Source organism: Halorubrum sp. T3 (assembly GCF_000296615.1).
Taxonomy (GTDB): Archaea; Halobacteriota; Halobacteria; order Halobacteriales; family Haloferacaceae; genus Halorubrum; species Halorubrum ruber.
Map to the genome: position 1 here is coordinate 197,983 of NZ_JH815330.1, position 18,216 is coordinate 216,198.

Sequence of the window (18,216 nt, forward strand, 5' to 3'; positions counted from 1 at the left end):
GCAGGGAAGTGGATCAGTTCTGTTATCAGATCAGCCTAATGGTAGATTTTAATTCAGTAGAGACAACGTTTCTACTCTATGGGAAGTGATGCTAACGTATTTGAGGACGATGTACGGTCGTTCAAAGAATTCGTGGATAACGACGGTCGACACTTCTATGTCATACAATTCGAAGATGATAGTGGTCGCGTTTTTAGGAAACAACCAAGTAAGGATGACCACTCCATAGCAGAATTCTCTCTTCGTAGTCAATACGCAAAAGAGGCGATGCGGAAAATAGCCTCAGCGACTGACTTCGAAATCGACGAGAATGCGAATACTCAGCAAAACCTCCGCAAGTTAATGAAGGACAAATAGTGAATAGGTAGGGATTCGGCTGGCCTGTTCATCGTAGGTTCACTATCTCAGTTCGTTGTATCTGATTAGGAGCAAGCGGGTTGACACTGCTGGACAAGATCAAAGGTGCGTATCTCTCACATACTCTTTTGATACCAGCGGAGGTGGTGTCAATCATGACGGCGTTTCTGATCCAAGTGAGCGGTCGTTCTATAGAAGAACACGCTGCCGCCGCATATGTCGAGGGGGCGAGGGGCCCGCGGTTCTGTGATGAACCTCTCCGCCATGGGGAGTATTTTAACGCGAGCCCGTTCTGGAAGCGCGAGGGATTCGGGAGATACGAGGCTTGGCAAACAATTTCACCTGGTGATGAGGGGCTACTCTACTGTACGAGCAGCGTAGATGAACACGGGGCCTGTCTGAGCCATTTACTGACTGTTGATGAAGTAGATCGTGACAGCCATGATGGGGCAAGGCTCAAATTTTCGACCGTTCGTGAACTCGTGCCGAAAGTTCCTTACAGTGACATCCAGACAGAAATAGAGGAAGGCAAGTTGTCGGACCAAATGCGGTACTGCGGTCAAGAGGGATTTAATATTACACTGATCGCCCAATCGGATCTCGATGAAATTCTCACCCTCACTGGACCAGAGGAAACGAACAACACGTCAACGGATCCTCATCCAGACGAATCACTTAGAGAAATAGCAGAAGACCATTTTGGGGACTCATAATCCCACGTTCCGTGGGGTACTGTAACAGTGAATGACTGATAGAAATTGAGATCAATCTGAATACACTAAGAAAGTGACATCCATGAGTTATATTGGCTGGCACACCACCGTACCAGCATGGAAACCCGCACGGTCCATCTCGACTCCCTGTTGACGGATGGGTTATTCGATATCCCGAGCTACCAGCGCAGCTACTCGTGGACCGAGCCCCAGCTCACGGACCTGTTTGAGGACCTCCTGTACCTCCCGGAGGAGAAGTCGCACTTCTTCGGAAACATCATCCTTCGCAAGCAGGACACTCAGTTCGAGACGGATCGTCGCCGTCGGTTCGACAAGTACGATGTCGTGGACGGCCAACAGCGCCTGACGTCGGCGATTATTTTCCTATACGTCGCGTCGAAGTTCGACGACACAATCGAAGCGACACTTGACGAAGATAACCTCCTTTTCCCGGTCGATGAACGACCGCGATTGCTTCCACAGGATCAGGACTCCGAGTACTTCCGTGACGGCCTACTCGGCTCCGCATCTATCGACCCGGAAACGCCGTCACAGACGCGTCTCAAGGCTGCCGCGGACTTCTTCACAGAACAGTTTGAGGAGCTCGATGACCCTGAAGCCGTAGCCGATCTCGCAGAAACGCTTCGGTACGACTGCCGGATCAACGTTGTTGAGATCGATGACGGCTCCGAGGCGGCCTCAATCTTTGAAAGTCTCAACGACCGCGGCCGACCGCTGTCGACGCTCGACAAAACGAAGAGTTTCCTGATGTACATGGACGACCGCTCCAGCAATCAGGGCGCGCTCGAAACCAAGATCAAACAACGGTTCGGGAGTATCTACCGGGATCTGTTCGTTTTCAACACTGGCCATGAACGGGTGAATGACTTCGATGAAGACAGCTTCCTCCGGTTCCATTGGGGCATCTACGACGGCTATGATTCTGATGAGTATTTCAACGGATTCGAGACGCTGAAAGACCGGCTCCGCGAGCAGTTCCGCGCCGGCGAACTCGATGCTGTCCAGTCGGAAATCGACGCGTACGTCCAAGACCTCCGTGAGGCCGCGACGGCGTTCTCAGCGATACTCCAGCCGGACGTGCCGGATTCCGTTGAACCCTCTCTCACCCGACTCCTAGAGCTCGGACGACTGGCGAACGTCCTCCCCGTCCTGATGGCGTCGTATCTGAACTTTGCTGACGATGACCCCGAGGGCTTCGCTGCCGTCGTCGACGCGTGTGAAACGCTCGTGTTCCGGATGTACGCAATTGACTCACGGCGTTCGGACACGGGCCGAGGGCGACTTGTTCGCCTCGCTCACGACGTTCACACGACACCGTCGATCGATCCCAAGACCGTCGTCGAACGACTCGACTCGATCACACAGCGATACACGGACGACGACCGGTTCGAGCGCCAACTCCGCGACCTCGACTTCTACCAGAGTACATCAAGTCGAGACACCAAGTACCTGCTCTATCACTACGGGAAGCAGGTTGAGTCCGAGGCCGGGGAGGAAGTCATGACGAGTCCCGGGCATATCCTCTCGACTGAGTTCCAAGTCGAACACGTTCTTGCCCAGAATCTCCCTACTGACGCGATTCCCGAGAGCCTCGTCGGCGAGTTCGATGAACACGTTCACCGTCTCGGGAACCTCACACTTGCCAGTCGATACTGGAACGGCTCGTACGGTAATTTGCCGTTCGCCGAAAAGAAACACGCTAGCAGTGGACGTGAGAAAGAGTACGCCTCCTCGTCGTTGCGGGTTCAACGGGAGCTCGCAGCGTTCGACACCTTCGGGAAGTCGGCCATCGACGAGCAGACCGACACGCTTGTCGAATTCGCGCTCGATCACTGGTCTATCGATCCCGCGTCCTCCAAGCCGGATTCAACGGATGCCCCTGATGAGTCTGCCGGGTGGTTCCCACCTGATTTCTTCGACCGCCTCACCAGCAAACAGGAGGCGATGTTCCGCGTTCTGTACGCCGCCAAGGAGCCCTTGCTCACCGACGACCTGATTGAACGGATGGAAGACGAGTACGGTGAGACGGTTGGTGGCAGTAGCGGTCTCTCAGGCATTCTCGCGGGGCTGACGTCGAAACACTCCAAGGAGTTCCGCCACTCAATCATGTCCACGTCGTGGGTCGGAGATCAGTTCGAATGGGTTCTCACGCTCGATTCTGCGCAACGAGAGCAGTTCGAAGCAGAAATGGATCTGAAATGATTCCACTTCCTGCTTGAGGACTGTCGAAAACATAGTTGGGTGACTTACAGAGCCAGCTCATACCAACCGCTGCCGCTCGACCTGAACCTCTCCGTTCAGCACCGTCACCAACCAGGTTGAGGGGGCGTTCTCCTGTGTCGATGTGCTAATTTCCGCAGTCGGACCAGTGACGATGAGGGGTGTCTCGTAGCCCGCTATGGAAGCGCGACTCCCGACGTGTAGATGCCCCGAGACGATTAGGTCCAACCACCCCTCGGCCGAGTCGAGGAACTCCCTGAGATCTAGATGATTCGGATCAGTCCGATGGATCGGCGACTCATTCTCGTCGATTGCCGGATACGGCGTGTCGTGTATAACGATGATCGATACCGATGCCCCATCGTCACCGGGCTTCTCCGGCGGCGGACTCGAAAACTCTCCCGCGCCGTAATCAAGTCCAGAAAGTCGGACGGCACCGTCGCCAAACACCACGGCTTCACCACCGATATGGATTCCCGGACCCTGACGTAACGTCCTGTTACCAGCTTCGTTGTCGTGGTTCCCGTGGATGTAGTACAGCGGGATCCCCGCGTCGTGGGTGCGTCGGATCTCCTCGCGAACGTGATCCCGATCGTTCCGGGTTATCTCGTGGTCGAACACGTCGCCAGCGTGGACGACCGCGTCGACGTCGAGGTCCCGAGCCCGGGCGAGACTCCGACTGAACGTTTGTCTGTTGTCTACCTCTCGGGCCCACGGCGGCTTCGTGTTCGATGCGCGATGTCGATACCCGACGTGCGTATCGCCGAGGACAAGGAGCCGTAACCGGTCTGATTCGGGCGTAAGCCGCTCGACAGCAAAATCCGCGTTACTGTGGATCCGCAGCTCCGGACCCGAGGCGTCGATGTATCGCTTCGCTCGCCCGCCCCTGATCGCGTACGTGGCACCGACCTCCCACTCGACCGTTACATCGTGTTTCTTCCAAGTAACGACCCGTAGCTCCACCTCGTCAGCATCAGTCGCGATGAGTTCCACGTCTCGAGGCGGCTCAGGATTAGTGTTGACGTCGTGGACCGTCACCTCCAACGGGCCCGTTACGGACTGATTGTGCCGGAGGCCGCTAGTGGTTTCCACGAGTCACGCGACTTCGGATATCCTGTTAGTTCTGCTGATACTGAGGGCCAGACCATCTTGGCCATTCTGCCAAGCTAGTGGGTGTCCGGAACGAATTGATCGAACCAATTCGTCACTGTCGCGCGAGAACTTTCCCGCCACAAATACCCCGATATTGATGCGCTTCTCACGAGTGGACGAACCTCTTTGTGGAGGATATGAAACACCAATATCGGCGTGCTGTATGGCGATTCGACGAGATGGATCGTTCGTCGATGTGAATTGGTAGATAGCCTGTGATTCCGCCTCTGTAGTTGGCAACCAGACGCTGATACAGAAGCATAATTGGTAACTGAAGAATCTAATCGATCAGATTCATCCCGGAAACACAACCGATTTTGACAGGAATTGGTGGATACAGGCTGTCTAACCACCAATTCTAACCAACCTATATCAGTAAGTTCGGTCTGCGCACTGACGTGACCAACCGCACTGAATCGGTCGCCGCTCGTATCGACTCGGACTCGAAGACCAATCTCACCCGCGCTGCCGAGGAGTGTAACCTCACCGTCTCGGCATACCTCGAGAGCGTTATCGAGGAACACATCGACCAGAACCCCCGCGATCTTCGAGCACTCGAATCGTCTCCTCCCCGGGATTCCGACCGGGCGATGACCACTACATCTGAGGAATCACCGGATGGATTCGTCGAGGAAATGCTCGAGGGGTTAGAGTAACCGTGTCCAACGAGGTCCCTTCCATCGCCGAGCCGGACAGCTTGGAGGATCGGCTCGAAGAACTGCTCGAGCAGACGAGCGAATCCCTCGAACCCACAGCTCCGGAACGAGCACTCGAACTCTACCTTGACGACAAGGCCCGCGACTGCCAGGACGCGACCGTCGATGCCCATCGCTCTCGGCTCGGTTTCTTCGTTGACTGGTGTGACGACCAGGGCATCGATACGCTCGACCAACTCTCCGCTCGCGACCTCCACGAGTTCCGCGTGTGGCGGCGCGAAGACCTCAACGTCGTCAGCGAAAAGACACAGATGGACTCGCTACGCGTGTTCATCGAGTGGTGCGAGACCATCGACGCTGTCGAATCCGGGCTGTATCGCAAGGTCGACTCACCGAACCTCGATAACGGCGAGAACGCGCGAGACACCGTGCTCAACGCGGAGCGCGCCCAAGAGGTCCTCGCCTACCTCGAGCGATACGAGTACGCCACGACGGAGCACATCTGCTGGGTCGTTCTCACGGAAACGGGTGTACGCTTGGGAGGAGCTCGTGCCCTCGACGTGGGCGACTACCAAGCCGACGCGGAGACGCCCCACATCGAGATCCATCATCGCCCAGACTCAGATACGCCAATCAAGAACAAGGAACCGGGCGAGCGTCGCGTCGCAATCAGTGAAGAAGCGTGTGGGGTGATCGACGACTACCTCGAACAGCGCCGTCCGGACGTCGTCGACGACCACGGCCGAGAGCCGCTCCTCGCGACCCAGCGAGGTCGCGTCGGGACGTCGACCATCCGGACCTACGTCTACCGGTGGTCACGGCCGTGCGCCATCGGTCGGGAGTGTCCACACGACCGCGACCCCGACGACTGCGAAGCCGCCAACAACGAGGCGCGATTCGCGCGCTGTCCGTCAAGCGTCACGCCTCACCCGATCCGCCGGGGGTACATCACGCAGTTGCTCCGGGCAGGTGTTCCGGTCGAAATCGTTAGCGACCGGTGTAACGTCTCGCCGACAATTATCGACCAGCACTACGACGTCCGGTCGAAGGAGGACAAAATGAAGCAGCGGCAGGAAGCCCTCGACGACGCCGACGGTCGTGGCTCGTCGTACACCTAGTCGTTGCGTCCCGACTATCGAGTGTCGCAGACACAGACGCCGCCTTCCCGTATCTGGTCCGTGACGTACTGGTGAACGCTGTGAGAGAGCGCATACAGACTATCCGCTTGCTTCTCACTGGGCCGCTTGCCGCCGTAGTAGCTGTCTGTCCTGTTGTCGTCGTACAGTCCCCGAAGCTCCCGTGTCGCCGTCCGGGAGAGCAGGCCGAGGTCGGCAGCTCGGTCGTAACAGTGCGTGTGGTCGTGGAAGTCGTCCAGCTCGTCACCACCGACTGCGAGGGCATAAGCCTCGATAGACCGCTCGGTTGCCCCGAAGCAAAGTTCGATGACGGCTGTGTAGTGCCCTTGCCCGTCGATTCGTGCGACTGCGTCTAGCAGCCGACACGCCTTCGTAAGCTGTGTTTTCCAGTCGTCGTCGGTTGCGATCTCATCCTCGCGGTTCGGGACGCCGAACCCCTCCTCGTTGAACGCGTCGATAGCCGCATCGAGAGCCGTCCGGATATCCCGCGGATCGGACCCTTCACTCATCGAGATCACCGTGGAAAACCATATTTCGGACCGTCTGGAACTTCTCCGTCCCGTGGATCACGATCCCGTCGCTGAGCACCTCCCGTATCTCGGCGATGTACTTCGGGACCGCCTGAAGCGCCTCGATGTCGATCTCGTATTCGTACCGGCCGTTCTCGAACTCCTCGTCTTCGAGCCCTTGTTTGACCTGATTCGCCGCTCGCTGGTTCGCCATCCGATCTTCCTCGACGAGCACCCAGAGATCGATGTCGCTCCGCCGGTCCGCTTCGCCTCGCGCGACACTGCCGTACAGAACGACCCCGATCACGCCGTCGAGTTCGCCGCGGAGTTCGGTTGCTGCTGCTCTCACCGGCTCTTGGAACTCGGCCTGCGGAATCTGTAAATGGGGATCGTCCGGAACGTGGAGCCGCTCGCGGTTGATTCGAACCCATCGCGTGTTGCCCTCGCGTCGTTCGACGACGAGATCGTTTTCGGAGAGTACGGTTACCGCCTTGGAGACGCTCGGCTGCGAATAGTCCACTGCCTCGACGAGGTCACTAATCGAGAACTCCTCAGTGTGGTGGCGGGATAAAAAGGAGAGAACCGTGTCTGTGGCCGTACTACCGAATAAATTCCCGCTTTGGGTCGGTATGTCGAGAAGTATCTGTAGCCTGTCTTCGGCCACAATATTCGAGCTGCTTTTCATAGCAAACGATCTATTTCTCTTTCTATTTAAAGTTTATATAAGAAATGCGGATTGGTTTATATTAGATAGTTTTGTGGAGTGGTGAGCGACGGCGGCCGGGAGTGACTCTATATGTCGTCGAGGTATCCCCTCCGTTGTTCCATCTTCTCTTTCTGCGAGCGCTGGTCGTAGTGCTGGTCGATGACATCGGACGTTACGTTCGCCCGGTCGCTGACCACCGTCTCGGGTACGTCACTCTGTAAGTAGTGCGTGATGGCGCCGCGACGGAACGGATGCGGGCTCACGCTTGACGGACACTGTGCCGAGTGGTCTTTGTTGGTGGCTTCACACTCGCTTTCATCACGGTCATGAGGGCAGGGTTGTCCGTACCACAGGGACGGGTGATCTGGTAGCAGTACGTCCGGACCGTGGTTGTTGCTACTCGTCCTTGATTCGTCGCTAAGAGCGGCTCTCGTCCGTGGTCATCCGTAACGTCAGGTCGGTTTTCACGGATCCAGTCGTCGAGAACGAGACAGACCTCGTTCGACACCGCGATAATGCGCTCTCCCTGTTGCTTGTTCTTAAGCGGTGTCCCGGTCTCAGGGCGATGTCGAAGCGTGAGCGACCGCTTTTCGGGGTCGTAGTCTCTGATGTCGAGTGCGCGCACGGACCCCATCCGAAGCATCGTGTGCCACAGTAGCGTCGCGGTCACGTGTCGGATCGACGCGTACTCGTACCGCTCGAGATGCTGGAGCATCGCCTCCGCGTCGTCAGCCTCGAGCATCACGTCGCGGCTATTCTCACCCGGATTGAGATCCGGCGACCGGACCTTCTTATGAAGTTCTTGTTCCACGCCGTCGATGGATTCCAGCCACTTGACGAAGACGCGGACCGTATCCATGATCGTCTTTACCGTCGCCTTTGTCAGGTCGCCGGTGTTGCGTCGCCAGAGTCGGAACTCCTGTATCTTCCGGCCAGTCAGCTCGTTCAGATTCTCGATGTCGCGCTTCCCACACCACTCGATAAAGAACTTCAACCGCGACCTGTGGGAGACGAGCGTCGCGTCCGAAACCGAGGTCTCTTTTTCTGCGAGGTACAGCTCGAATGCCGTTTCGGGGTCGATTGGTTCGATTTCCATGGTTCGATCGGTCTCGAACCACACGAAGGCGCGGCCTTCGACACCCGTTCGGCGAATCACCAACTTTTCCGCAGTGCCGTCTTACTCCTGTCGCGCCGTATCGCTCTAGTTGAGGGATAACGACCGATCAAACCCGAAAAATCGCAACAATGCCGGCTACTCGTCTTCGAGCGCGTCGTAGATGTCTCGGTTCGAATCGCGGTCGTCCGCCGCAACCCGCCGAATCAGTTCCCGCCGGATGTCCTCCATCACGTCGTCAAGCGGAGAGACCGGTTCTGTACCTTCTTCGGTGGCCATGTCTGAACGGACGCTTCGAACGCCGTTAATCGTTCGGGTTTGAGGAATCGCCGGTCAACTGATCAAGCCCGTACGTGACGAGTTCGTCTCGCCAGTCGTCGATCTCACCGGCCAGATCCATCTCTTTGGTGTGGGATCGGAGATACTCGGTGGTGTCTCCTTCATCGACCGCTGCCTCGTCGGTTCCGAACTCTTTCAGAATCGCCCTCACTTCGTTGTCGTACTCGAACCGATTCCCGTTGAGGAAGTAGAAGACGACCGTCACGTTGAGTGCAGTTCGTTTGTTCGCATCGACGAAGGGGTGATTGGCGACGAGGAGACGGAAGAGGTGATACGCCTTCTCGTGGATGGTGTCTGGTGCGGAACCGAAACTCCCCTCTTCGATGTAGTCTAATGCGAACTCGATGTCACCACGGTTCCGAACACCGGCGGGAGTGTCGGGGTACTCCGCGACGACATCGTCGTGGATGGTGACGATGTCTTCGACGGACGGGTACCATAACGAGTCGGCCATTCGCTCCAATCTCGATACTGTATCAGTGTAGATGTTGCTATGATGAGGCGGGTGAGTGATGTCAGAAACCACCGTTTTCACGACGGCGATTTCGACCGTCTCACACCTGAAAGGTCGATCCGTTCGACAGTCGAAGTAGCGCCCGTCGCGCCGTATCGCTCTACGCGACGCATAGCGACAGGTGGGCTCGTGAAACCGTGCGTCGGATACTCGTCTTCGAGCGCGTCGTAGACGTCTCGGTTCGCATCGCGCTCGTCCGCCGCGACTCGCCGAACCAGTTCCCGCCGATCTCCACCATCACTTAGTCATCACGTCCCGACTATCGAGTGTCGCAGACACAGACGCCGCCTTCCCGTATCTGGTCCGTGACGTGCTGGTGAACGCTACGAGAGAGCGCGTACATACTATCCGCTTGCTTCTCGGTGGGCCGCTTGCCGTTGCGGGAGTCACCCATCGCTGCCAAGCTGAACGGCTACGCCGCCGGACACGACGTCGCGGTGGTCGAGGAACTCCCGGCGTCCGGCTGATGCCGTCGGCCGTCGGTTCTCACGGCGCGGCCGATGTCCGCAGATGCCACAGGCTTTCCGTGTGGCGCGTCTCGTACTCGTATGTCGATAACTGCTGGCGACTCCGTGACGCTCGAGTACACCGGCCGACTCGACGACGGCACCGTCTTCGACACATCTCAGCACTCGGTCGCCGAGGAGGCGGGCCTCGCCGAGGCCCAGCCCGACCGCGAGTACACGCCGCTAACGGTCGACGTGGGGGCCGGACAGGTCATTGAGGGGATGGAGGAGGGACTCATCGGATTGGAAGCCGGCGAGACGGACACGCTGACGATTCCGCCGGAGGAGGCCTACGGACAGCCCAGCGACGAGAACGTCGAGGAGTTCGAGACCGACGAACTTCGGGAGCTGCTCGGCGGCCAACTGCCCGAGGAGGGCGCGTACCTCGAGGCCCAAGACGGCAGCCAAGGCGAAGTCGTCCACGTCGACGACGACACCGTTCGGGCGGACTTCAACCCGCCGCTCGCCGGGGAGACGCTGACGTTCGACGTCGAAATTCTCGAAATCAACTGAGTTCGAACCGTCCGCCCCGCGTGCCCGGCGGGACTACCCGTGGAACCGGTACAGCGACGTGACGTACGGGAGCCGGTTGAGCATCCAGATCGCGACCGGTAGCCCCACGACTGTCATCGCGAGCGCGGACGCCACGTTCGCCCACAGCAGGCTCAGCCACCACCCGACGAGGACGAAGTAGATCGCACGGACGACGAGCGACCGCTGCCCCCGGGCCGAGTCAGGGTCGGAAAGCGACCGCGGCTCCGCGAGCGTGAGCACCGTCGGGACGAGGTTGATCAGCTTGATCCCGACGGGGAGCAGCACGATCGTGACGTTGAGCAGCCACGCGACGTTGACGACGATCGGCGTCGCCCACCAGCCGATAAATACGAACCACAGCGCCCGAACGAGCAGGGACCGTTGTGCCATTACTCGGGATAGACGCTCAGGGGGGAAATCCGTGTCGTCGGCCGCCGTCGCCGCGAACCGTTCGAGCAGGGGCGATGCCGGACGTCGCGGCGACAGGCGCTTCGAGTCGGTTCCCCCGGTAACGTGTTCGAGGCGACTACTGCGAGGCGCCCCGCCCGACCCCGTCCGTTTCAAGACGCTCGCCGGCCTGTCTCTCGTATGGAACTGACGCCGGGCGTACACGGGCTCCCGTTACGGGTATCGATGGACGACCGCGACGCGACGTTCAACGCGACCGCCGTCGAGACGCCGCAGGGACTCCTCCTGATCGACGTCGGGCTCCCCGACACGGTGGACGTGCTCGAAGCCGCGCTCGACGACGAGGGGTTGCGCCTCGCCGACATTTGGGGAATCCTCGTCACCCATCAAGATCCGGACCACGCCGGCTGTCTGGCGGCCGTCGTCGACCGGACCGACGCCGTCGTGTTCGCGCACGAGACGGAGGTGCCGTACCTGGAAGGTGACAAGGAGCTCGTCAAATCCACCGAGGAGCGACCGCTGTCGATCGACCCGACGACGGTCGACGTCCGCCTGACGGGGGGCGAAACCTTCGCGACCGCAGCGGGGCCGATGGAGGTCATTGCGACGCCCGGCCACAGTCCGGGACACGTGTCGGCGTACCTCCCCGACGCGGAGCTGCTCGTCAGCGCCGACGCGCTCAACGTCGTCGACGACGAGCTCGTCGGCCCCCGACCCGAGGTGACGCAGGACCTCGAAACCGCGTGGGAGAGCGTCGAGACGCTCGCCGACCGGGCCGTGACTGAGACGTTCTGCTTCCACGGCGGCCGCGTCGCCGCGGGGACGGACCGCATCCGGGAGTTGGCGGCCGACCGGTAGGGACAGACCGACGGCGGCCGCCGTAATCGCCGCCGTCGAAGCCGCGACCCCAACCGACTTGCCCGGCGGGCGCGTCCCCCCGCTCATGCCAGCTTCATCGAACGGCTCGACGAGCCTCGAATTCGGCGTCCTCGGCACCGCGGGGATCGCCCGGAAAGCGGTGATCCCGGCGATCGCCGCCAGCGATCATGCCGTCGGCGCGGTGGCGTCCCGCGACGCCGACCGCGCGGAGCGGTTCGCGGCCGAGAACGCGATCCCCCGCAGCTACGGCTCCTACGACGCCCTCCTCGACGACGACGCGCTCGACGCCGTGTACGTCCCGCTCCCGAACGGGAGCCACGCCGAGTGGACGAAACGCGCCGCGGACGCCGGCCTAGACGTCCTCTGCGAGAAGCCGCTGGCCGCCGACGCCGACGAGGCGCGCGACGTGGTCGCCCACTGCGAGGAGCGGGGCGTCACACTGATGGAGGCGTTCATGTACCGGTACCACCCCCGCACCGAGCGCGCCGTCGCGCTCGCGGCCGACGAGCTCGACGACGTCCGCACGGTGACGGCCACCTTCCGCTTCCCGCTGTACGACCGCCCCAACGACGTGCGGCTCGACCCGGACCTCGCGGGCGGGTCGCTGATGGACGTCGGCTGTTACCCCGTCTCGCTCGCTCGAACGATTCTCGGGGAGCCGGACCGCGCGTACGCCCACGCCGGCGACACCCGTGACGCCGGCGTCGACACGGAGCTCGCGGGGGTGCTGGCGTACGACGACGGCCGCTCGGCGCGAGTCGCGTCCGGCTTCGACACCCAGCTCGTCCAGCGGTACCGCGTCGACGCGACAAACGGGTGGGTCGAAGTCGAGCGCGCGTTCGACGCCCCGACCGACGAGCCCGTCGAGTTAGAGTACGAGATCGACGGCCGGCACGGCGTCGAGACGTTCCCCGCGGTCGACCAGTACCGGCTTCAGGTCGACCGCTTCGCCGAGTGCGTCGCCGACGGGACCGCCCCCCTGACCGACGGCGAGGAAGCGGTCGCGAACATGGAGGTCATCGACGCGCTCGCCGCAAGCGCCGCCGAGGGCGGCCCCGTCGAACTCTGAACGCGGCCGCCGGAGAACAGCCTCCGAACTCCCGTCCCGTCAGTACGTCCCGAGCGCCGCCGCCCGCCTCACCGGTCGATCCCGCCCTCGCCGTCGATGACGTCGCGGACCTCCGCCCGGTTCGTCACCGCGAGGTCGCCGTCGGTGGTGCGTTTCAGCGCCGCGGTCGCCGACCCCCACCGGAGCGCCGCGGGGAGGTCGCCGCCGCGCAGCCGCTCGGCGACGTAGCCGGCGACGAACGCGTCGCCGGTGCCGATCGCGTCGAACGTCTCCGCCTCGTACACGTCCTGCTCGTACACCGAGCCGTCGTGGAGCGCGACGGCTCCCTCCAGCCCGCGGGTGACGACCACCGTGTCGAAGCCGAACTCCGTGGCGAGCCCGTGCGCGATCTCGACGGCGCCGCCCTCGCGGTCGAGCACCTCACGGGCGTCCCGCCGCGGGACAAACAGGGTGTCGACGTGCTCGAACAGGTCCTCGTAGGCCGCCCGCGCCGTCTCCGGGTCCCAGAGCTTCGCCCGGTAGTTCAGGTCGAACGAGCGCGTGGTCCCCGCCTCGCCGGCGGTCCGCAGCAGCGCGGTCGTCGTCGTTGCCGTCGCCTCCGAGAGGGCGGGCGTGATCCCCGTCGTGTGGAACCACTCCGCCTCGGCGACCGCCTCCGTCGGGAGTTCGTCGGGCTCGACGGTCGTGATCGCCGCGTCGGCGCGGTCGTAGATCACGTTCGTCCCCCGCGGCTCGCCGCCGTGTTCGAGGTAGTAGGTCCCCACGCGGCTCTCGTCCGCGTCGGCCCACGCGACCCCCGGGCGGACGCCGTGGCTCCGCAGTTCGGTCACGATCCGCCGGCCCAGCGGCGAGTCGGGGAGCTTCGAGAGCCAGCGGGCGTCAGCGCCGAGCCGCGCGGCCCCGACCGCGACGTTGCTCTCGGCGCCGCCGGCTTGGACGGTCAGGTCGCGCGTCGTCTCCAGCCGCTCGCCGCGCGGCGGCGACAGCCGGAGCATCGTCTCGCCGAACGTGACGAGGTCGGTCATCGGCGCCACCCCGCACCGCAGGTCTCGAACGGGTTCATGGTGGGTGCTACGCTCGGCCGATTATAAGAGGGGGTGATCGCCGTCGGCCTGCGCGGGCGGGGGCGCCCGCGCTTCACTCGCGCCGCGTCTCTCCTCACCGCGCCGTCCCCGCCTACTCTCGGTCTTCTCGCGCCCGGTAGTCCGGGAGCGTGTCATCTTGCATCACCGCGCCGCGGCCGCCGTCGACGAGCAGCGCGGCCCCCGTGACGAACGAGGCGTCCTCGCTCGCGAGGAAGGAGACGGCGCCGGCGACGTCGGCGGGCGCCCCGATCCGCCCGGTCGGATGGATCGACTCGACCTCCTCCAGCCGCCCCTCGGGGAGCTCGTCGCGCGTCCGCTCAACCTCCACCCAGCCGGGGACGACCGTGTTCACCCGGACGCGGGGACCGAAGTCCACCGCGAGCGACCGCGTCATCCCGTTTATCCCCGCCTTCACGGCGTTGTACGGGAAGTGCGCCGGCATCGTCGCGTACGCGTGGTTCGACGAGACGTTCACGATCGCGCCGCGGTCCATGTGTTCGAGGGCGGCCCGCGCGGCGAGCCAGTACGCCCGGAAGTCCGTCTCGACGACGAACGCCCAGTCGTCGAGCGTCGCGTCGTCGGCGGCCGTCTCCGTCTGGACGCCGGCGTTGTTCACGAGCACGTCGACCGAGCCGTAGCGCTCGGCCGCCGCCTCCGCCAGCGCGGCCACGTCGTCCGGGTCGCGCATGTCGGCGCGGACGAACGTCGCGTCTCCTTCCGCACCCCCCGCCGCGATCCGCTCGGCGACGGCCTCGCCCGCCTCCACGGAGCGCCCGCTGACCACGACGTTCGCCCCCTCGGCGGCGAGCCGCTCCGCGATGCCGGCCCCGATCCCGCGGGTCGACCCGGTGACGATCGCGGTCTCACCGGCGAACCGCCCGGGGACCGCGCCCTCGGTCGGCGACTCGCGTCGGCGGGTCATCGGTCGCTCTCCGGTCGTCGAAATTCGGTCGCCATCGGGATCACCACTCTGCGACGGAGCCGTCGTCGTGGCGCCAGACGGGGTTGTGCCAGTCGACGTCCTCCTCGGCCTGCTCGCGGACGTGTTCCTCGTCTATCTCGATCCCTAACCCGTCGCCGTCGGGAACCTCGACGAACCCGTCGCGGTACTCGAACACCGACGGGTCGGCGAGGTAGTCTAGCACGTCGCTCGTCTCGTTGTAGTGGATGTCGAGCGACTGCTCCTGGATGAGCGCGTTCGGCGTACAGGCGTCGACCTGAATGCAGGAGGCGAGCGCGATCGGCCCGAGCGGGCAGTGCGGGGCGACCGACACGTCGTACGCCTCCGCCATCGACGCGATCTTCTTCAGCTCGGTGATCCCGCCGGCGTGGGAGACGTCCGGCTGGATCAGGTCCACCGCGTCCGCCTCTAACACCTCCTTGAAATCCCACCGCGAGTACATCCGCTCGCCGGTCGCGATCGGGATCGTCGTCGACGCCCGGATCGCCGGGAGCGCGTCGTTGTTCTCGGGGAGCACCGGCTCCTCGATGAACATTGGGTCGTACGGTTCGAGCGCCGCCGCGAGCCGGCGGGCCATCGGCTTGGCCACCCGGCCGTGGAAGTCGACGCCGACGTCGACCTCGTCGCCGACCGCCTCCCGGACGGCCGCGATCCGCTCGGCCGCGGCGTCGACCGCGGCCGGCGAGTCGATCGACTCCAACTCCGCGGTAGCGTTCATCTTCAGCGCCGAGAAGCCGGCGTCGACCTTCTCGCGCGCGGCCTCGCCCACGTCCGCCGGGCGGTCGCCGCCGATCCACTGATAGACGCGGACCCGGTCGCGCGCGCGACCGCCGAGCAGCTCGTGGACGGGCGCGCCGAACTGCTTCCCCTTGAGGTCCCACAGCGTCTGGTCGATGCCGGCGATGGCGCTCATCAGCACCGGACCGCCGCGGTAGAAGCCGCCGCGGTACATCGTCTGCCAGTGGTCTTCGATCCGCGTCGGGTCCTCGCCGAGCAGGTAGTTGTCGAGCAGCTCCTCGACCGCCGCGGCGACCGTCTTGGCGCGGCCCTCCACGACGGGCTCCCCCCAGCCGACCCTCCCGTCGCTCGTCGTGAGTTTCAGGAACAGCCAGCGGGGCGGCACTTCGAACAGCTCGTAGTCGGTGATGTGCATGATGGGTTGGGGTAACTCCGAACCGGTCCGCGGATCGCGGGACTCGCGCCCCGTCGGTCACGGCCGGCGTCCGCCGCCGTCGTCCGTCGCGGCCGCCGTCCGTCGCCGCCGGCCTCCGACGCGGACCGGTCCGTCGCCACGGTGGTACTTGCCCGTCCGTCGCTTAAATAGCGGGTGTGTGCGGCCGCGCCGCAGCCGTCCCCGACACGGCCCGATTTAAGACCCCCGGCGGGCAGGTATCAGCCATGCGAACCGACCGACTCGACCGGATCACGGACGGCGGCGTGATCGCGATCCTCCGCGGCGTGGGGCGAGACGACGCCGTGGCGGTCGCGGACGCGGTCGTCGACGCCGGCGTGACGGCGCTGGAGGTGACGGCGGACACGCCGAACGCGATGGCCTCTATCGAGGCGATAGCCGAACGCACCGACGACGCCGTCGTTGGCGCCGGCACCGTCCTCGACGCGGAGACCGCTCGCGCGGCGCAGCTCGCGGGCGCCGAGTTCCTCGTGACGCCGACGGTGAACCGGGACGTGATCCGGACGGCGAACCGGTACGGGACGCCGGTCGTCGTCGGCGCGTACACGCCGACCGAGGCAATCGAGGCCTACGAGGCGGGCGCCGACGCGGTGAAGGTGTTCCCCGCGAAGACCGGCGGCCCGGACCACGTCGCGGCGATCGGCGGCCCGCTCCCGCAGGTCCCGCTCGTGCCGACCGGCGGCGTCGGCGCCGACAACGCGGGCGAGTACGTCCGGGCGGGCGCGGTCGCGGTCGGCGTCGGGAGTTCGATCGTCGACGGCGAGGCGGTCGCCGACGGCGACTTCGACGTGATCCGGGAAAACGCGCGCGCGGTCATCGAAGCCGTCGCTGCGGCTCGGGAGTGACCGCTCACCGCTCCGATCCGGCGTCGCCGCCGAACCCGAGGCCCGCTACCGCGCGGGCGACCGAGTCTCGTCGGCGGCGTCGGCGGAGGGGGAGCGAACCGCGTCCCACCCGCTGATACAGGCCTCACACAGGTAGTACGCGAAGCCGTCAACGTCCCGGTGCGCGAGCGGAGCGTCGACGCCGCACTTTTCGCAGTTCATGGCCAGCGAGTGCGCTATGATGGATATATGTCTTCTGTTCGCGACCAGATCTGTGATAATTCGTGACAGAAGCGACCGAACAGACGTTTGTCGTCCGCGTGTTCGGCTCATCTCGGTATCTCCCCTCACAGTTCGTCGATACCGAACTCTGATCGCCGGCCCGCGACCCGCGGTTCGCGGTCGCGTTCGAGGACCGTCACGGGCTGGGGGCGCAGTCCGTCTTCTGTCGGACCGTGACAGATCGACGCGAAGAAAGAACCCCGGCGCGCTGTGGTCGGCGTTCCCGACCGGTCGGGTTCAGAGGCGCTTTCCGAGGAAGACGCCGCCGGCGACGGCGCTCCCGAGCGCCGCGGCGCCGCCGGCGACCACGACGAGATTCACGTCGCCGAGCAGTCCGCCACTGTTGCCGCCGTTGCCGGTGGTTTCGCTGCCGTCGCTCGCGCCCTGTTGGCCGTCGTTGTTGGCGACGACGTCGCCGGCCGCGACGTCGACTTGCCCGCCGACAAGCGCCACGTCGACGCTGGCGCGGTCGGCATCGTTGACGGCCGTGTCCTCGCCCACGAAGGACAGATCCGTCGAGTCGCCGTCGTCGCCGACGGCGGTGACTCGGAGCCGAGCCAGTACCGGTTCGTCGACGCCCTCGGTACCGGACTGCGTGAAGACGACCCACCCCTCGTCGTTGTTCACGTTCACAACGGGGTCGTCGAAGTCGTCGCTCCCCACGACGCCCTCGACTTGGACGACGGACGAGTCGAAGGTCACGTTGGTCTGATAGCCGGCGACGTTGCTGGCGTCGGTCGACACCCGAACCACGGCGGTGTCGTTCGGGTTGACTGTCGCCGATCCGAGCCGGAGCTGTGGGGCGTCGGACTGCTGTGCGTACTGCTGGGAGAGGAGGGCATTGTCGCTCGCGGTCGTACCGGCCTTGTCGGTCACCACGGGGGTCCCGTCGGCGGTGGCGGCGGCCGCTACGGGCGCGGCGACGGGGGCCAACGCCAGCGCGAGCACGAGTGCGAGCGCGGCGGCGTGTCTGGTGTCATCGAACATACGTTATCTGTGTGTAAGGATCCGTGTTAATCATTTCGCGCGTTCTGCGGTA

The 18,216-nt window shown here is 63.5% G+C and carries 19 protein-coding genes and 3 pseudogenes; 9 read left to right on the forward strand and 13 right to left on the reverse strand.

The window, feature by feature from the left end; genetic code table 11:
• The first annotated feature begins 512 nt into the window (after window positions 1-512).
• Window positions 513-1,070, forward strand: coding sequence for a hypothetical protein (locus tag B378_RS16795; protein ID WP_155118209.1), 558 nt, complete (start codon window positions 513-515; stop codon window positions 1,068-1,070).
• A 117-nt stretch (window positions 1,071-1,187) separates the two neighbouring features.
• Window positions 1,188-3,293, forward strand: coding sequence for a DUF262 domain-containing protein (locus tag B378_RS0110000; RefSeq protein WP_017343658.1), 2,106 nt, complete (start codon window positions 1,188-1,190; stop codon window positions 3,291-3,293).
• Window positions 3,294-3,350: 57 nt separating this feature from the next.
• Here the strand turns inward: B378_RS0110000 and B378_RS15880 are convergent, their stop codons facing one another.
• Window positions 3,351-4,304, reverse strand: coding sequence for a metallophosphoesterase (locus B378_RS15880; RefSeq protein ID WP_017343659.1), 954 nt, complete (start codon window positions 4,302-4,304; stop codon window positions 3,351-3,353).
• 557 nt (window positions 4,305-4,861) lie between these two features.
• Between B378_RS15880 and B378_RS0110010 the strand changes: the two genes are divergently transcribed.
• Together B378_RS0110010 and B378_RS0110015 are read left to right on the forward strand one after the other, a co-directional pair.
• The gene (locus B378_RS0110010) at window positions 4,862-5,119 is read left to right on the forward strand and encodes a hypothetical protein (RefSeq protein WP_017343660.1); all 258 of its coding nucleotides are present in this window, start codon (window positions 4,862-4,864) and stop codon (window positions 5,117-5,119) included.
• Window positions 5,120-5,121: 2 nt separating this feature from the next.
• Window positions 5,122-6,237 (forward strand): site-specific integrase, encoded by a 1,116-nt coding sequence (locus B378_RS0110015; protein ID WP_017343661.1) that lies wholly within the window; start codon window positions 5,122-5,124, stop codon window positions 6,235-6,237.
• Between the two features lie 14 nt (window positions 6,238-6,251).
• Here the strand turns inward: B378_RS0110015 and B378_RS0110020 are convergent, their stop codons facing one another.
• From B378_RS0110020 to B378_RS17525, 6 genes and pseudogenes are all read right to left on the reverse strand, one after another.
• A complete protein-coding gene (locus tag B378_RS0110020) occupies window positions 6,252-6,764 on the reverse strand; it encodes a hypothetical protein (protein WP_017343662.1) in 513 nt (170 codons plus the stop codon).
• Window positions 6,757-7,449, reverse strand: a complete 693-nt coding sequence (locus B378_RS0110025; RefSeq protein ID WP_026046248.1) for a nucleotidyltransferase domain-containing protein — start codon at window positions 7,447-7,449, stop codon at window positions 6,757-6,759. The genes B378_RS0110020 and B378_RS0110025 overlap by 8 nt, the downstream gene beginning before the upstream one ends.
• Before the next feature lie 107 nt (window positions 7,450-7,556).
• Window positions 7,557-8,566: pseudogene (locus B378_RS15885) on the reverse strand (tyrosine-type recombinase/integrase).
• 156 nt (window positions 8,567-8,722) lie between these two features.
• Entirely contained in the window at window positions 8,723-8,863 is a 141-nt protein-coding gene (locus tag B378_RS17095; RefSeq protein WP_017343664.1) for a hypothetical protein, read from the reverse strand.
• Window positions 8,864-8,888: 25 nt separating this feature from the next.
• Window positions 8,889-9,377: a type II toxin-antitoxin system death-on-curing family toxin gene (locus B378_RS0110040; protein WP_017343665.1), complete on the reverse strand. Its 489-nt coding sequence runs from the start codon at window positions 9,375-9,377 to the stop codon at window positions 8,889-8,891.
• A 319-nt stretch (window positions 9,378-9,696) separates the two neighbouring features.
• Window positions 9,697-9,813 (reverse strand): annotated as a pseudogene (locus tag B378_RS17525) (DNA-binding protein); the annotation flags it as partial.
• A gap of 1 nt (window position 9,814) precedes the next feature.
• Here B378_RS17525 and B378_RS17485 point away from each other — a divergent pair.
• Both B378_RS17485 and B378_RS0110050 read left to right on the forward strand, forming a co-directional pair.
• Window positions 9,815-9,904: pseudogene (locus B378_RS17485) on the forward strand (peptide methionine sulfoxide reductase); the annotation flags it as partial.
• An 81-nt stretch (window positions 9,905-9,985) separates the two neighbouring features.
• Entirely contained in the window at window positions 9,986-10,456 is a 471-nt protein-coding gene (locus tag B378_RS0110050; RefSeq protein ID WP_017343667.1) for an FKBP-type peptidyl-prolyl cis-trans isomerase, read from the forward strand.
• Window positions 10,457-10,489: 33 nt separating this feature from the next.
• Here the strand turns inward: B378_RS0110050 and B378_RS0110055 are convergent, their stop codons facing one another.
• Window positions 10,490-10,867, reverse strand: coding sequence for a YccF domain-containing protein (locus B378_RS0110055; protein ID WP_017343668.1), 378 nt, complete (start codon window positions 10,865-10,867; stop codon window positions 10,490-10,492).
• A gap of 198 nt (window positions 10,868-11,065) precedes the next feature.
• Here B378_RS0110055 and B378_RS0110060 point away from each other — a divergent pair, with 198 nt between their 5' ends.
• Together B378_RS0110060 and B378_RS0110065 are read left to right on the forward strand one after the other, a co-directional pair.
• A complete protein-coding gene (locus tag B378_RS0110060) occupies window positions 11,066-11,743 on the forward strand; it encodes an MBL fold metallo-hydrolase (RefSeq protein ID WP_017343669.1) in 678 nt (225 codons plus the stop codon).
• 85 nt (window positions 11,744-11,828) lie between these two features.
• Window positions 11,829-12,833, forward strand: coding sequence for a Gfo/Idh/MocA family protein (locus B378_RS0110065; protein ID WP_017343670.1), 1,005 nt, complete (start codon window positions 11,829-11,831; stop codon window positions 12,831-12,833).
• Between the two features lie 68 nt (window positions 12,834-12,901).
• On the opposite strand, the gene kdgK1 is transcribed toward B378_RS0110065, so the two are convergent.
• From kdgK1 to dgoD, 3 genes are all read right to left on the reverse strand, one after another.
• Window positions 12,902-13,858, reverse strand: a complete 957-nt coding sequence (gene kdgK1, locus B378_RS0110070; protein WP_017343671.1) for a bifunctional 2-dehydro-3-deoxygluconokinase/2-dehydro-3-deoxygalactonokinase — start codon at window positions 13,856-13,858, stop codon at window positions 12,902-12,904.
• A gap of 151 nt (window positions 13,859-14,009) precedes the next feature.
• Complete coding sequence (locus B378_RS0110075) at window positions 14,010-14,840, reverse strand: SDR family NAD(P)-dependent oxidoreductase (RefSeq protein WP_017343672.1); 831 nt, start codon at window positions 14,838-14,840, stop codon at window positions 14,010-14,012.
• Window positions 14,841-14,880: 40 nt separating this feature from the next.
• A complete protein-coding gene (gene dgoD, locus B378_RS0110080; protein WP_017343673.1) occupies window positions 14,881-16,032 on the reverse strand; it encodes a galactonate dehydratase in 1,152 nt (383 codons plus the stop codon).
• A 245-nt stretch (window positions 16,033-16,277) separates the two neighbouring features.
• Between dgoD and B378_RS0110085 the strand changes: the two genes are divergently transcribed.
• On the forward strand, window positions 16,278-16,916 hold the full coding sequence (locus B378_RS0110085; RefSeq protein WP_017343674.1) for a bifunctional 4-hydroxy-2-oxoglutarate aldolase/2-dehydro-3-deoxy-phosphogluconate aldolase: 639 nt from the start codon (window positions 16,278-16,280) through the stop codon (window positions 16,914-16,916).
• 45 nt (window positions 16,917-16,961) lie between these two features.
• On the opposite strand, the gene B378_RS16805 is transcribed toward B378_RS0110085, so the two are convergent.
• Both B378_RS16805 and B378_RS0110095 read right to left on the reverse strand, forming a co-directional pair.
• Entirely contained in the window at window positions 16,962-17,117 is a 156-nt protein-coding gene (locus B378_RS16805; RefSeq protein ID WP_017343675.1) for a hypothetical protein, read from the reverse strand.
• 297 nt (window positions 17,118-17,414) lie between these two features.
• Window positions 17,415-18,164: a cohesin domain-containing protein gene (locus B378_RS0110095; RefSeq protein ID WP_017343676.1), complete on the reverse strand. Its 750-nt coding sequence runs from the start codon at window positions 18,162-18,164 to the stop codon at window positions 17,415-17,417.
• Between the last annotated feature and the right edge of the window lie 52 nt (window positions 18,165-18,216).